The organism is Bradyrhizobium sp. cir1, assembly GCF_014198245.1.
In the GTDB taxonomy this organism is placed as follows: domain Bacteria; phylum Pseudomonadota; class Alphaproteobacteria; order Rhizobiales; family Xanthobacteraceae; genus Bradyrhizobium.
The window spans coordinates 21,959-36,031 of sequence record NZ_JACIHE010000026.1 but is presented as its reverse complement, the minus strand read 5'-3'; the positions used below and the strand labels follow the sequence as shown (position 1 = coordinate 36,031).

General features: G+C 64.9%; 12 protein-coding genes and 1 pseudogene. 5 read left to right on the top strand and 8 right to left on the bottom strand.

Annotation, left to right across the window (positions count from 1 at the left end; translation table 11 throughout):
- Nucleotides 1-114 precede the first annotated feature (114 nt).
- Nucleotides 115-975: a DMT family transporter gene (locus tag GGD63_RS33695; protein ID WP_183248613.1), complete on the top strand. Its 861-nt coding sequence runs from the start codon at nt 115-117 to the stop codon at nt 973-975.
- Nucleotides 976-985: 10 nt separating this feature from the next.
- On the opposite strand, the gene GGD63_RS33690 is transcribed toward GGD63_RS33695, so the two are convergent.
- Complete coding sequence (locus GGD63_RS33690) at nt 986-1,927, bottom strand: LysR family transcriptional regulator (protein ID WP_183248611.1); 942 nt, start codon at nt 1,925-1,927, stop codon at nt 986-988.
- Between the two features lie 95 nt (nt 1,928-2,022).
- On the opposite strand from GGD63_RS33690, the gene GGD63_RS33685 reads away from it, so the two are divergent.
- Nucleotides 2,023-2,871 carry an NAD(P)H-dependent oxidoreductase gene (locus GGD63_RS33685; protein WP_183248610.1) on the top strand — a complete coding sequence of 283 codons (849 nt, stop codon included), beginning with the start codon at nt 2,023-2,025 and terminating at the stop codon, nt 2,869-2,871.
- Nucleotides 2,872-2,987: 116 nt separating this feature from the next.
- On the opposite strand, the gene GGD63_RS33680 is transcribed toward GGD63_RS33685, so the two are convergent.
- From GGD63_RS33680 to GGD63_RS33670, 3 genes are all read right to left on the bottom strand, one after another.
- Nucleotides 2,988-4,196 (bottom strand): EAL domain-containing protein, encoded by a 1,209-nt coding sequence (locus GGD63_RS33680; RefSeq protein WP_183248608.1) that lies wholly within the window; start codon nt 4,194-4,196, stop codon nt 2,988-2,990.
- Between the two features lie 285 nt (nt 4,197-4,481).
- Complete coding sequence (locus GGD63_RS33675) at nt 4,482-4,880, bottom strand: hypothetical protein (protein ID WP_210316076.1); 399 nt, start codon at nt 4,878-4,880, stop codon at nt 4,482-4,484.
- A gap of 370 nt (nt 4,881-5,250) precedes the next feature.
- Nucleotides 5,251-6,414, bottom strand: coding sequence for a hypothetical protein (locus GGD63_RS33670; RefSeq protein WP_183248605.1), 1,164 nt, complete (start codon nt 6,412-6,414; stop codon nt 5,251-5,253).
- 338 nt (nt 6,415-6,752) lie between these two features.
- Here GGD63_RS33670 and GGD63_RS33665 point away from each other — a divergent pair, with 338 nt between their 5' ends.
- Nucleotides 6,753-7,376 carry a helix-turn-helix transcriptional regulator gene (locus GGD63_RS33665; RefSeq protein ID WP_183248603.1) on the top strand — a complete coding sequence of 208 codons (624 nt, stop codon included), beginning with the start codon at nt 6,753-6,755 and terminating at the stop codon, nt 7,374-7,376.
- 58 nt (nt 7,377-7,434) lie between these two features.
- Here GGD63_RS33665 and GGD63_RS33660 read toward each other — a convergent pair whose 3' ends face one another.
- The 4 genes from GGD63_RS33660 to GGD63_RS33645 form a co-directional block, all read right to left on the bottom strand.
- Nucleotides 7,435-7,683, bottom strand: a complete 249-nt coding sequence (locus GGD63_RS33660) for a hypothetical protein (RefSeq protein ID WP_183248601.1) — start codon at nt 7,681-7,683, stop codon at nt 7,435-7,437.
- Nucleotides 7,684-7,782: 99 nt separating this feature from the next.
- Nucleotides 7,783-8,160 carry an Hpt domain-containing protein gene (locus GGD63_RS33655; protein ID WP_183248598.1) on the bottom strand — a complete coding sequence of 126 codons (378 nt, stop codon included), beginning with the start codon at nt 8,158-8,160 and terminating at the stop codon, nt 7,783-7,785.
- Nucleotides 8,161-8,306: 146 nt separating this feature from the next.
- Complete coding sequence (locus GGD63_RS33650; RefSeq protein WP_183248597.1) at nt 8,307-9,005, bottom strand: Crp/Fnr family transcriptional regulator; 699 nt, start codon at nt 9,003-9,005, stop codon at nt 8,307-8,309.
- Nucleotides 9,006-9,195: 190 nt separating this feature from the next.
- Nucleotides 9,196-9,906: a Crp/Fnr family transcriptional regulator gene (locus GGD63_RS33645; RefSeq protein WP_183248595.1), complete on the bottom strand. Its 711-nt coding sequence runs from the start codon at nt 9,904-9,906 to the stop codon at nt 9,196-9,198.
- 459 nt (nt 9,907-10,365) lie between these two features.
- Between GGD63_RS33645 and GGD63_RS33635 the strand changes: the two are divergent.
- Nucleotides 10,366-10,846 (top strand): annotated as a pseudogene (locus GGD63_RS33635) (response regulator).
- Between the two features lie 410 nt (nt 10,847-11,256).
- Nucleotides 11,257-14,052, top strand: a complete 2,796-nt coding sequence (locus GGD63_RS33630) for a hybrid sensor histidine kinase/response regulator (RefSeq protein WP_183248593.1) — start codon at nt 11,257-11,259, stop codon at nt 14,050-14,052.
- Nucleotides 14,053-14,073 lie beyond the last annotated feature (21 nt).

Here is a 14,073-nt window from a genome sequence, read left to right as displayed (position 1 = left end):
TCGCCCAAAGTGTATGACCTTCCATATCAATACAGGTTGGCGAAATTGTACTGGATTGTCGCTGTCCTGGCCATCGCGCAAGGCCGAAAATCGCGGTCCGAAAAAGAGGTGGACATGCAATCGGCGGGCAGCGGCTGGGGCAACGGGCTTCTCGGCGTCATCATCTTCAGCGGCTCGCTGCCGGCGACGCGCGTGGCCGTCGGCGGCTTCTCCGCGCTGTTCCTGACATCGGCGCGCGCGGTCATTGCCGCGCTGATCGGTGCGGCCGTGCTCGGCCTGCTCCGTCAAACCCGGCCGGAGCGGCGTGATCTCGCCTCGCTCGCCATCGTCTCCATCGGTGTCGTTGTCGGCTTCCCGCTGCTGACCGCGCTCGCCCTCCAGCACATCACCTCCGCGCATTCGATCGTGTTCATCGGGCTGTTGCCGCTGTCGACCGCCATCTTCGCCGTCCTGCGCGGCGGCGAGCGGCCAAAGCCGCTGTTCTGGCTGTTTGCGATCCTCGGCAGCGCCACGGTGGCCGGCTTCGCCCTCTCCAGCGACGGCTCGGCCTCGCTCACCGGCGATCTCCTGATGATCGCGGCGATCGTGCTGTGCGGGCTCGGCTATGCCGAAGGCGCCGCGCTGTCGCGCCGCCTCGGCGGCTGGCAGGTGATCTCCTGGGCGCTGCTGCTGGCGCTGCCGCTGATGGTGCCGGTGGTGGCCCTGACCTGGCCGCAGGCATGGAGCGGCGTTGACGCGCCCGCCTGGATCGGGCTCGCCTACGTCTCCGTCTTCAGCATGTTCGTCGGCTTCATCTTCTGGTATCGCGGGCTTGCCATCGGCGGCATCGCCCGCGTCGGTCAGCTGCAGCAGCTGCAGCCGTTCTTCGGCCTCGCGCTCGCCGGCTTCCTGCTGCACGAGCCGGTCGCCTGGAGCATGATCGCCGCGACCGCACTCGTCGTCGTCTGCGTCTTCCTTGCGCGGCGGTTCGCGTGACGATAGCCCGCTAGTTCGGCCTTCTGGCGGACGGAAGTCTTTCGATCCCGGGCATTCGCGCGATCTGCTCGGCGAGGAAATCGACCAGCAGCCGTACCCGCGCGATGCCGGACCGTTCGGGCACGATCAGCATGTTCAGTGGAACGGGAGGCGGCGAATAGTCGGGAAGCACGCGTTCCAGCTTGCCGGCGGCAAGAAGATCACCGACCAGCCAGAGATGTGCCGGCGCAATACCGCGGCCGGCCGCGAGCGCTTCTCGTGCCGCAAGCCCGTGGTCGACGCGCAAGCGCCCGGCGAGCGGTATCGCATGGCGGCCGCCGCGGCGTCCGTGCAGCACGAGCACATCGCTCCCGGCGATGTTGGACATCCGCACTCCCTCGTGCTTGGCGAGATCCTGCGGGCGCGCGGGCCTGCCGCGCGCGGCCAGATAATCGGATGAGGCCACGAGGATCCGCTGCGATTGGCCGAGCGGCTTGAGCTTCATCGAACTGTCGGTGAGTGGCCCCAGTCTGAGCGCGACATCGACACCTTCCCGCACGAGATCGATCCGCTCGTCGGTCAGGCTGAGATCCACCGATACGTCCGGATAGCGGTCCTGGAAGGCGAAGACAAAGCGGCTGACGTGGAGCACGCCGAAGGCTGCAGTGCAGGAAACCCGCACCGTCCCGGCGGGCGCGCCGCGCGTGCTGCGCGCCTCCTCGCTCGCCTGTTCGATCAGGCGCAGGATCTGCACGCAGTCGGTGTAGTAACGACGCCCTTCGTCGGTCATGGTGACCCTGCGCGTCGTGCGCGTGAGCAGCGGCACGCCGACCGCTTGCTCCAGTTCCCGAATGTGCCGCGTCACCGTCGACTGGCCGAGACCGAGCTCGCGCGCGACCGCGGACAGGCTTCCCCGCTCGGCGACCCGCACGAAGCTGCGCATGCGCTCGAGCGTGATCTCCGATTTATCCATTTTCCGGCATAATCTTATCCATTCGCTACATCTAACGAATCGCGGCCCGTCGCGCTACCTGCTGTGCGAAATCCTCCAACCAGACGGTGCCGAACATGAAAGTGTTGATTGTTTTCGCTCATCCCGAGCCGCGCTCGCTGAGCGGCGCATTGCGGGATGTTGCCGTCAAGGCGCTCGAGGCGCAGGGCCACGGCGTGCGGGTGTCGGATCTCTATGCCCAGAGCTGGAAATCGGAGGTCGACCGCGCGGACTTCCCGTCGCTTCCAAGCGATGCCCGGCTTGCGCCCGCCGCCGCGTCCAAGCAGGCGTTCGAGGCGGGCACATTGACCGCCGACGTCAAAAGCGAGATCGAGAAGCTGCTGTGGGCGGACGTGCTGATCCTGCAATTTCCACTGTGGTGGTTCAGCATGCCGGCGATCCTCAAGGGCTGGGTCGACCGCGTGTTTGCCTACGGCTTCGCATACGGTGTCGGTGAACATAGCGACAAGCGATGGGGAGATCGTTACGGCGAGGGGACGCTAGCAGGCAAACGCGCGATGCTGATCGTGACGGCAGGTGGATGGCAGGAGCATTATTCGGCCCGCGGGATCAACGGGCCGATCGACGACCTGCTGTTTCCGATCAATCACGGCATTCTGTATTACCCGGGATATGACGTGCTTCCGCCGTTCGTCGTCTATAAGTCCGACAAGCTCGACGAGGTAGCTTTCGCGGCGATTGCGGCGCGTCTGCACGAGAGGATGAGCACGCTTGCGACGACCTCGCCCATTGCGTATCGGCGCCAGAACGGCGATGACTACCTGATTCCCAGCATGCAGCTGCGCTCAGGACTGGGGGATCCAGGCCTGAGCGGCTTTGCACTTCACGTCGGCCGGGCCGGGACCCGCCATGACGAGCCGGACATCTTGCGTTCGGCGACAGAAATCAGCGCGGCCATTGCGTAGTCGTGCGAATTGCCTTGCGTGCCGCGCGCGAGATTCGCGACAGCGCGCGCGGCACGACGGAATCGCTCCACAGCGATCGTCAATGGAGCGACGGAGTTCGAGCGCCGCGAGCGAGCTTACCCCATCACCGTCTTCGTCACGGTCGAGCGGGCGAATTTCTTCAGCGGCATCGGCTTGCCGAACAGGAAGCCCTGCACGAGGTCGAAGCCGAGCTCGTTTGCGGCGACGAGGTCGGCGCGGCTCTCGACGCCTTCGGCGATGGCGCCGACGCCGTAGCCTTGTGCAAGCTCGACGATGTGGCGGCACACCGTCCGCTTCAGCCGATCATCGCCGCTGCCGGTGACGAAGTGTCGGTCCGCCTTGAGCTTGATAAAGGGGATCTTGCCGAGGTCCATCAGCGAGGGCCAGTTGGCGCCGAGATTGGCGATCGACAAGCCGACATTGTGCAGGCGCACCTCGCGGGCGACCTCGACGAGGAGATCGAGGTCGCGGATCGCCTCCTCGCTGTCGATCTCGACCGTCAGTCCGCCGAAGGCCGGATGCGTCGGCACGCGGCGGCAGAGATCGCGCACGGCCTGCGGCTCCTTCAGGTAGGAGGCCGGCAGGTTGATCGAGAGATCGACCGGGCCCTGCCGCTCCAGCAGATAGTGCCAGTCCTGCACGGCGCGCTCGATCACGAATTCCGAGAGGCTACGCAGATGCGGATCGTCCGCTTCGGGAATGAAATAGGCGGGCGGCACCACGCCCCAGGTCGGATGCCGCATCCGCACCAGCGCTTCGGCGCCGCTGCGGATCAGCGTCCTCGCGTCGATCTTGGGCTGGTACCACAGCTCGAGCCAGCCGGCATGCAGGGCCTCGCCGACATGCACGGCCGGGCTCGGCGCCGGCTCCTCCGGCAGCAGCATCGCGACGCGCTCGCGCAGCGTCTCCGCGGCAAAGGGCGTGGTCAGCGGCGGCAGCATGGCAAGGCCATATTCCTCGCCGACCTGCTGCACGGCCCTGACGATGATCGACTCGCGGGCGCCGACGGCGAGAACCTTGCCGTCGAAGGACTCGCGCACCAATATCTCCAGGAATTTTCCGGGCTCGATGCCGTCGGCGGCGATGCCGAGCAGGATCAGGTCCGGCAGCTCATTGGTCAGCATCGCCTGCAGCTCGTCGGCGCTGGCGCACTCGCTGGTGACGAAGCCGAGGTCCTCCAGCACTTCGGCGAGGAAGGCGCGCAGGTGGCGCTTGCCGTCGGCGACGCAAGCGCGCGGCATCATCTTTCGCCGCCCGAAGGTCTTTGGCCTTCGTCCGGCGAGCTCAACAATTTTATCGTTCATCGCAAACCACTCCCGTTCCGCGACCGGTGTTAGCGACGGGAGCAGTTTCAAATATGGAGAGCTTCAGCCGATTGTTGAATTATCTGGGTAACGTTAAAGCGCGCACCACGTCTAAAATTGTTCGGATCTCGTTGCAGAAGTTTTTACGTCCGGCCACACATGACGGCTGCGTGACGCCGTCATCGCGGAAGAATCTCGAATGACGCGGCGAGTTGCGGGCGCGAGGTCGCTGTCCTGCAATAGGACGACGCCGTTCGCGTTTCGCCCAATTGAATAATGGACGCCTCAATTGCTTGTGGCCTTGTCGTGTTGAGCCATCCCGACCGCCTTGTAGTCGTAGGTCGGATAGAACTCGGTGCGGTAGGGATCCCACGCGGTGTCCTCGACGACGCGGTTGACTTCGCGCAGCCGCGAGGCCGGCAGGCGCAGCGTGACGACTTGGCCGATGCCCATCATCACGTACCAGCTCACGACCTCGATGCCGGGCGGCGGAAACGCTTTGCGGAAGCCCTGCTTGTCGAGCTGCGCGTTCAATTCGTTCAACGGGCGGGACTGGTCGTGCTTGAAGAAGATGGTGAGCAGCACCGCATCGTCCGCGGTCGGCGCCGCATTGCCCTGCGGCGGCGACGTCTGCGCCATCGTCGTCGATGTCAGCGCCAGCGCCACCGTCAGCAGGGCAGACATCGTCCATATCCGTCGGCTCATCACGGCTTCCTTCCCAATGCTCATGCGATGCATCGGAGGATAGGAGCGATGGCATGGCCGCAGAACTCATTTTCGCGCGATGCGCGCATGTTCCGGCTTCGCTCGTGACGGTTCTGCGACAATGCGCGCGGGCCAGACGGCGCGCGTGTGAAGCAGATCACATGTGCATTGCTGCAACGGCGCTAATGGTCCGCGTAGCCGGTGGTGGGCTGTCGAGGATTACAGCTATGTCGATGCGGCGAATGATGTATTGGTGGTTCAGATTGGTGCTGTCAGGGCGATTTATGGGTCGCTTCCTGTGCCTGCCGCGTTAGCCACGCTCCATGGCCCTTCGCGGCCGAACCCGGATCTAGGTCTGCCCGATCAACTTCCGAAACGCGGCCGCGCCGTCCTGCATGGCGTCTCGCCCCTTCCAGGCGAGGTAGGTCAGCTTGCCGCCGAGCGTGTCGTGGCTGCGCAGCCGGCGCGAGCCGAGGATGTGGCCGACATTGGACGGGAAGCGGCTCACCTCGGCGGACACCAGCGCTGCGATCGCGTCCATCAATTGCTGGAGGCGGATGCCCCATTCGCTGGCCTCGATACCGTCGATGCGGACCTTGAGCGCATATTCGGTGTCGTAGATCTCGGCCAGCAGGTCGCGGGCGACCAGCACCCGGTTGTGCCGGAGCGCGACCCTGAGAGCGAGGCGCTTGTCGTCGAGCCGGTCGAGCACCATGGGCACGACGCTAGAATAGGGCGTGGCGGCGACGTCGGCCGCGGCCTTGCTCGCGGCGGCCTTGGTGGCAAGGCGCACCAATTGCCAGGAGGTCTTCAGCCGCCGTGCCACCAGCGCCAGCGCGAAGGGCAGCGCCTCGGGATGTGACTTCCTGAAGGCATCGAGCTGCGCGGTGATCTGGGCAACCTGGCCGTCGTCGAACTTCGCGATCTTCTCGGGCAGCTTTTCGTTGAACTTCGGCAGCGCGTCGCCGGCGCGCAGCACATGCTGCATCTTCCTGACGTCGTCGAAGGCGGTGTGCGAGGCCGTGTATTGCGCGAGCTTGCCGCGGGCGATCTCGGCGCTCTCGGCCGAGGCGAGGGTGTTCTCGAGCACCTTGACGACCTTGGTCTGGAAGCTCGATGCGATCTTTTGCACTTCCTTCGGGTTGTTGGCGGCGACCTGGTCGTTGATCGCCTTGATGTAGTCGCGCGCCATGGTCGGCAGCAAGTCGCGGCAGATCCACTCCCAGATCGGGGTGAGGGTATTGCGCGAGATGCGTCCCGCATTGGCATGCTCGGGCGCGCCGTCGATCAGCAGCAGCTCGAGCGGCGCGAAGAAATAGCGCGAGGGGCTGGTGGCGCGCGCCTGGGTCGATCCGTCCTTGCGAAATTCGGCGCGCAGGCGCGCCAGCACCTCGGCCGAGCCGGGCATGTCGATGCCGCACAGCTCAAGTCGCTCGAGCTCGCTGAGCAGACAGCTGCGCGACAGCGGCGTGAGCCTCTGCAGGAATTCCGACAGCCGATCGATCTCGTTCATGGCACGCAATCTTCCGCAACGATTCCAGCTGGCCTACCGGCCCAATGCATGGAGGCATTTGCGCGCTCTCAATCGTGACCTAGAGAAGCAAGTCGCCGTTAATTAATCCGTAAAATCCGGGGGGCCGGGCGTCCGGCTGGGGCGGCGATCAAGGAAGCTTCGGACTGTTTGCCGGGGTTTTGGGCGAAGTTCTCAACCTTTGCATGGTCGAAGCAAGCCTTGCGCAAGCATAAATTGTGCCGATGCCGACGTTTTAGCGCAAAACCGCCAAAATCACCGTAGTCTTACGGAGCAGAAAGTTAACCACAGACCGGCGCCGGTTCCGCTAAACAGGTCACATGGGGTCACAGAATGATACGGCCGCCGATTCGCGGCCGTCTGAAAGGTACGAAAGCAGCACTGCTCCAGCTGAAGAGCTTGATTTCGTCCGCCTGAACGCCGCCCGGGCCAAGGCGGCCGACGAAATGGCGGCCGCCATCGCCCGCGAGCTCAACGGTCCCCTGACTGCGCTCCTGCTCTACATGGGCGAGATCAAGCATCACAGCGATCAGCTCGCGCCTGTCACGGCCGACCGTGCCTATCTGCAGCGGGTGGTGGAGAATGCGCTGACGCAGACCGAGCGCGTCTGCGGCCTGGTCAAGCAGCTTGCCGGTCCCCACAAGGGTGCCCTGCCGATTCCGTCCCGGATCGAAGACGCAGAACCGAACGCCCCGCGCGCACAGCAAGCCCAGCGCGTGCCGAGCGCCGAACTGATCGGCCTGTCGGGCCAGAAGCGGCTGACCAAGCGCGAACGCGAGGTGCTCCGCCTGATCAGCGAGGGGTATTCGAACAAGCAGGGTGCGCTTCGGATGCAGATCAGCCCGCGCACCTTCGAGAGCCATCGCGCCGAGGCGATGCGCAAGCTGGGTGCGCGCAACACCGCGGATCTCGTCCGCGCGGCGCTGCTGCATTCGATCGATTGAGGTTCTTGTCTTGCGCCCGCCGCCGGCGGCGCGGGGGCTGGAGAAGCCCGATCGACGGTCAGAAATAATCTTCAGCGAAGGGACGCGCGCGCGATGTGGGCCGCAGCGGCTTGAGCTCTTCCTTCGGCGCGTTCGGGATGATCGTGATGGTCCAGCGCGGAGGGACGCTCGATTCCTGCTCCAGCACCGAGCGGACGAAGCCAGTCACCGTCGACTCGCCGGATTTCACGGTCGCCATCCGGCCGTTGAACTGGGCGATGCGGAAGCGACGGACTTCCTTCTGGTCCGCAGTCTCATAGGTGAACATGGAAAACCCTCCTGGTTTCCCGCGACTATCGCCACCTATGATTAGCCATCTCTAAAAATCACAAACCGTAGAAGTACGGCGGGTTTAGCGCGGCCCGCGCTAGCCTTGCGGCTCCTGCGCGCGCGCGGCTTCGTAGGCGGCGTCCATCTGCTTCAAGAGTTCGCGGAATTCGGCATCGCCCAGTGTCTCCGCGGTCTTCTCCAGCCGCAACGCCAGCGCCGCGAGCCTAACATAGCCGAACGTTCCCGCCGCGCTCTTCAGCGAATGGGCTTCGCGCGCGATCTTGGCGTGCTGCTGCGCCAGCGAGAGCGTGCGGAACAGCTGCAGGCGCGCGCAGGTCTCGCTCCAGAACACGGCGCGCACTTCACCGGCGCCGTCCTCGCCGATCTCGCGCACCAGCGCCGCGTACGCGCCCGGCTCACGCGCGGGTTCGGCATCGAAGGTTCCCTGCGCGGGCGTAACGGTGACGTCAAACATGGTCTCGCCTTGGTCACGGTTCGTTGGTCGCGCGGCGCATGCGGCGCGCGGCTCGCCCCGTGTCTACGGCATCTGAATTTCAGTTCCGGTAGCGGGACGGAAGGTGTTTGCGGCCCGCCGTTAGCCGCAGGTTTACCACGTGCCCCTCAGCGTTGGCCGAGCAGCCGGTCATACTGGGCCTTCACGGTGGCGTAGCACTCGCACGCCGTCTGGCGCAGGCCCTCCAGGTTCAGGATCTGGATGTGCCCGCGGCTGTAGTGGATGAAATTGGCATGCTGCAAGGTATTGGCGACCAGCGACACGCTGTTGCGCCGCGCTCCGATCATCTGCGCCATCGCCTCCTGGGTCAGCAGCAGCCGGTAGTCGCCCGACAGATCATGGGTGTGCAACAGGCAGCGCGACAGCCGCGATTCCACGGGATGGGCGGCGTTGCAGCCCGCGGTCTGCTGGACCTGCGCGTAGACCGCCAGCCCGTGGCGCGTCAGCAAGGTGCGCAGGGTCCCGCTCTGGTCGGCCGCGCCGCGCAGCCGGTCGAGATCCATCACGGATGCGGTGCCGGGAACCAGCACGATCGCCGTACTCAGTGCGCATGCATCGCCCATGGCCGAGAGCGCGCCGAGCACGCTGTCGCGGCCGATCATGGCGACCTGCACATGCTCGCCCTTGGCAAGCTTCACCACCAGCGAGATGACGCCGCGGTGCGGAAAGTAGGCGCGCGTGAGCGTCTCGCCGGCTTCGACCAGCACGGCCTCATGCGGCAGTTCGACCGTGCGCAGGTATGGGCGGAGCAGGTCATAATCGTCCGCCGACAGCGCGGACAGGAAACCGTTGGATGGGCGCACCATCGTTTCCAAAGCTGCCTCCCGTCTCCTGCATCGGTGAGTCGCGGCAAGCGAAATTCCTCCCGACACGGGCAAGTTCCATCATGTTCACGTCGGGATATATTGGCAATTGGGACAAGATGTCCGGGGTGCAACGATCGCTCCTGCGGCACTGTGCTCACCGCGGCATGCAGGTGGCCGCGCCCGGCTCGCGTCACTGCGGCGCTCCGAGCAGGCGCGAATGCGACGCCTTGACCGCCGAATAGCAGTCGCAGGACTTAGCTTTCAGCGCGGGCAGATCGACGATTTCGATCTGGCCGCGGGTGTAGCGAATGACGCCGGACCGCTGCAGCGCATGCGCAACGAGGGAGATGGCGTTGCGCCGCACGCCCATCATCTGCGCCAGCGCTTCCTGTGTCAGCGGAAGGCTTGCGCCGTCGGACAGATCGCGGGCTCTGAGCAGCCAGCGCGCCAGTCGCGCCCCGACCGGATGCAGCGTATTGCAGAGCAACGACTGCTGCGCATGCACAAGCAGGACCTGCTCATGGCGTATCATCAGGCTTCGAAACGGCAGGCTTGCGGCGGCGATCGTCCGGAATGCTGCGACTTCCAGCGTGGAAGCCCTGCCGGGGAAGAGCACGACCGCGTCCGCCGGTGCGATGCCGTCGGCAAGCGCCGCGCCGCCGCCGACGACGCTGTCGCGTCCCAGCATCGCGACCTCGATCGTCTGTCCTTCGGACAAGCTCACCGAGATCGAAACGGAACCGCCGTGCGGGAAGTAGACGTATCTCAGCGCCGCGCCGGCCTCGCCCAGGACAGATTCCCTGACCATTTCGACTGTCGCCAGATGGGGGCGCAGCCGATCGAAATCTGCCGCGTCGAGCATTTGCAGCAACTGATTGGGCGGGCGGCCGCTCGCGGTCATGCTGGATCAATTCCATACGTTCAAGCGACGATCGGAGCCGCGCCCTTTCCGTCACGCAGTTGCACGGCAAATAAATCATATTCCAGAGGTTGTAGGAGTGTCCATATACCCGTTAGAGGGCAGACACGCTGGCGCATTTGCGGCGGAAATGTCGGTTGCGTGCTGATTCGCGCACGCGGCTGGCGTGCAATCCAATGTCGCCAGTCGGGAAGAACCGGCAGGGGGGCTTGATGAGCCGGAAGCTTTCGGTCGGCGGCAGACATTGGATTACCAATGCCATCGGACGTCGGGCAATCCGCGCAGCCTCCCTTGCCCACCGACTTAAATCAATCGTCAGCGATTGCTTCGCGCCCTTCAGTGATGCCGCCACATATCTCGCGTCCGTCGCCGCCTTTGTCCTGGCTCCGCCACCGGCGTTCGCAACCGTCAATACTTCGATCCAAACCAGAGGAGAACGGCGTGTCCCACGGTTCAATTCTTGAATCGTCGAAACGGGAAATTCAAACGGGGACAGAAAGTCTGCGCCATATTCTCGTTGTCGACGACGACACCGATGGTGTGCATGGCCATCGAGGTCTATCTCCAGCGAAATCATTTTCGAGTGACGATTGCCGAAGGAGGTGAAGCGGGACTGCGGGCTCTCGAACACGGATTGTTCGATCTGATGATCATCGACATCTTCATGCCGCACATGCGCGGCTTCGAATCGATCAGGGTCTTCCACGAGCGCGCGCCCGCCATTCCGCTGATCGCGATGTCCGGCTACGCATTTTCAAATCTGAATTCACCCGCTCCCGACTTCCTCCGGATGGCACTCGAGCCCGGCGCGGCACGCTGTCTGCGCAAGCCGTTCACGCCGCACGCGCTGCTCGCCGCCATCAACGATTGCCTCGCGGAGCACCGTCCGGACGATGTCGCCTCGGCCGCGCGCCTCGGTTAGCGCGGCACCGGTTGCATCGGCATCGGAGTAAGCCTTCGTTTACTCTAAATGCGGATCTTGCGGATTCCAGAAGATCGCGACGCGATGGCCACCTGACCACCCGCGATCGCCGGCGATTTCCCGCTGGTCGCGCCTATCGCCCTTCACGAGCGGGACTTTTTCGCGCGCATCGTCGCGCCTTTCAGGGCTCGTTTACCCGACGTTAATTGCCGTCACGTCGCGGCGCCGGTCTTGCCGAAAACCGCTGCTGCGTGCGGTCGAACCGCAAACTTCTCTTCAATATCCGTATTAGCACGGAGGATGAAATTAACGGGACCGTGAAAGGGGTTGTCTAACGATCTAAAGCGAAGACGTCCGCCGATTCCAGGCGCGGCTCGGGCGTCGAAGTCCAGCTCAGTAAGGCGTACCCCATGGATGATCTGTTGCGGGAGTTTTTGACGGAGACCAGCGAGAGCCTGGACACCGTCGACAATCAGCTGGTGAAGTTCGAGCAGGAGCCGAACAACGCCAAGATCCTGGATAACATCTTCCGCCTGGTCCACACCATCAAGGGCACCTGCGGCTTCCTCGGCCTGCCGCGGCTCGAAGCGCTGGCGCATGCCGGCGAGACGCTGATGGGCAAATTCCGCGACGGCATGCCGGTCACCGCCGAAGCGGTGACGGTGATCCTGTCCTCGATCGACCGCATCAAGGAGATTCTGGCCGGCCTGGAGGCGACCGAAGCCGAGCCCGAAGGTAACGACCGCGATCTCATCGACAAGCTGGAAGCAATGGTCGAGCAGGGCATGGCCGCTATGGCGGCAGGAAGCTCTGCGCCCGTTGCCGACGCGCCGCCGCTGGTGCCGGAAGCCCCTGTTGCCGCCGCGCCGGCAAAAGAGATGACCACGGGCACGCTGATCGACCAGACCCTGGAGCGCCCCTTACGTCCCGGCGAAGTCTCGCTCGACGAGCTCGAGCGCGCCTTCCGCGAGACCGCGATCGAAGCGCCGGTCCCCGCGCCCGTTGCGAAAGCCGAAGCCAAGGCGGAGCCCGCGCCTGCTGCTGAAACGCCGGCCCCGGCCGCGAAGGAAGCCGCCAAGCCCGCCAAGGAAAAGGCCGCGCCGAAGAAGTCGATGGCCGACGAGAGCGCCGGCGAGGGCGACCGCGTCGCCAACCAGTCGATCCGCGTCAACGTGGATACGCTGGAGCATCTGATGACCATGGTCTCCGAGCTGGTCTTGACCCGCAACCAGCTCCTGGAGATCAGCAGGCGCAACGAGGACACCGAGTTCAAGGTGCCGCTGCAGCGCCTCTCCAACGTCACCGCCGAGCTGCAGGAGGGCGTCATGAAGACGCGCATGCAGCCGATCGGCAATGCCTGGCAGAAGCTGCCCCGCATCGTCCGCGACCTCTCGAGCGAACTCGGCAAGCAGATCGAGCTGGAGATGCACGGCGCCGACACCGAGCTCGACCGCCAGGTGCTCGACCTGATCAAGGACCCGCTCACCCACATGGTGCGCAACTCCGCCGATCATGGCCTCGAGACCCCCGCCGAGCGCCTGGCCAGCGGCAAGGGCGAGCAGGGCACCATTCGCCTCTCCGCCTATCACGAGGGCGGCCACATCATCATCTGCATCGCCGACAACGGAAGAGGCCTCAACACCGAGAAGATCAAGGCCAAGGCCATCTCCTCAGGTCTCGTCACCGAGGCCGAACTGGAGAAGATGAGCGAAGCCCAGATCCACAAGTTCATCTTCGCGCCGGGCTTCTCCACCGCGGCCGCCATCACCTCGGTCTCCGGGCGCGGCGTCGGCATGGACGTGGTGCGCACCAATATCGACCAGATCGGCGGCACCATCGACATCAAGTCGGTGGCGGGCGAAGGCTCGAGCGTCACCATCAAGATCCCGCTGACCCTCGCCATCGTCTCCGCCCTGATCGTGGAAGCCGCCGGCGATCGTTTTGCGATTCCCCAGCTCTCGGTGGTCGAGCTGGTCCGTGCCCGCGCCAACTCGGAGCACCGCATCGAGCGCATCAAGGACACCGCGGTTCTTCGTCTGCGCAACAAGCTGCTGCCGCTGATCCACCTGAAGAAGCTCTTGAAGATCGACGACGGCGCGGCCAGCGATCCCGAGAACGGCTTCATCGTGGTCACGCAAGTCGGCAGCCAGACCTTTGGCATCGTCGTCGACGGCGTGTTCCACACCGAAGAAATCGTGGTCAAGCCGATGTCGACCAAGCTGCGTCACATCGACATGTTCTCCGGCAACACCATTTTGGGCGATGGCGCGGTGATCATGATCATCGACCCCAACGGCATTGCCAAGGCGCTTGGCGCCGCCGGCTCCTCGGCCCATGACATGGGCGACGAGAATGGCGCGCACCACATCGGCACGGGCGAGCAGACCACCTCGCTCCTCGTCTTCCGCGCCGGCTCGTCCCAGCCCAAGGCGGTGCCGCTCGGGCTGGTCACGCGCCTGGAAGAGCTGCCCGCCGACAAGATCGAGTTCTCCAACGGCCGCTACATGGTGCAGTACCGCGAGCAGCTGATGCCGCTGGTCGCCATGGAAGGCGTCACCACTGCGAGCCAGGGCGCCCAGCCGATCCTGGTGTTCGCCGACGACGGCCGCTCCATGGGCCTCGTCGTCGACGAGATCATCGACATCGTCGAGGAACGCCTCAACATCGAGGTCGGCGGCTCCAGCCAGGGCATTCTGGGCTCGGCCGTGATCAAGGGCCAGGCCACCGAGGTGATCGACGTCGGCCACTTCCTCCCCATGGCGTTCGCCGACTGGTTCACCCGCAAGGAGATGAAGCCGTCGATGCACTCGCAGTCGGTGCTGCTGGTCGACGACAGCGCCTTCTTCCGCAACATGCTCGCGCCCGTGCTGAAGGCGGCCGGCTACCGCGTCCGCACCGCGCCGACCGCGCAGGAGGGCCTCGCCGCGCTGCGCGCGCAGAGCTTCGACGTGATCCTGACCGACATCGAGATGCCCGACATGAACGGGTTCGAGTTTGCCGAGACCATTCGCTCCGACAACAACCTCGCCGCGACGCCGATCATCGGCCTTTCGGCGCTGGTGTCGCCGGCGGCGATCGAGCGCGGCCGTCAGGCCGGCTTCCACGACTATGTCGCCAAGTTCGACCGTCCCGGTCTGATCGCGGCGCTGAAGGAGCAGACCGCGGGCGCCGCCGGCGCCTCCGAGCTGAGCCGGGCGGCGGCGTAACCTCAAGCGGGATGGATCAGG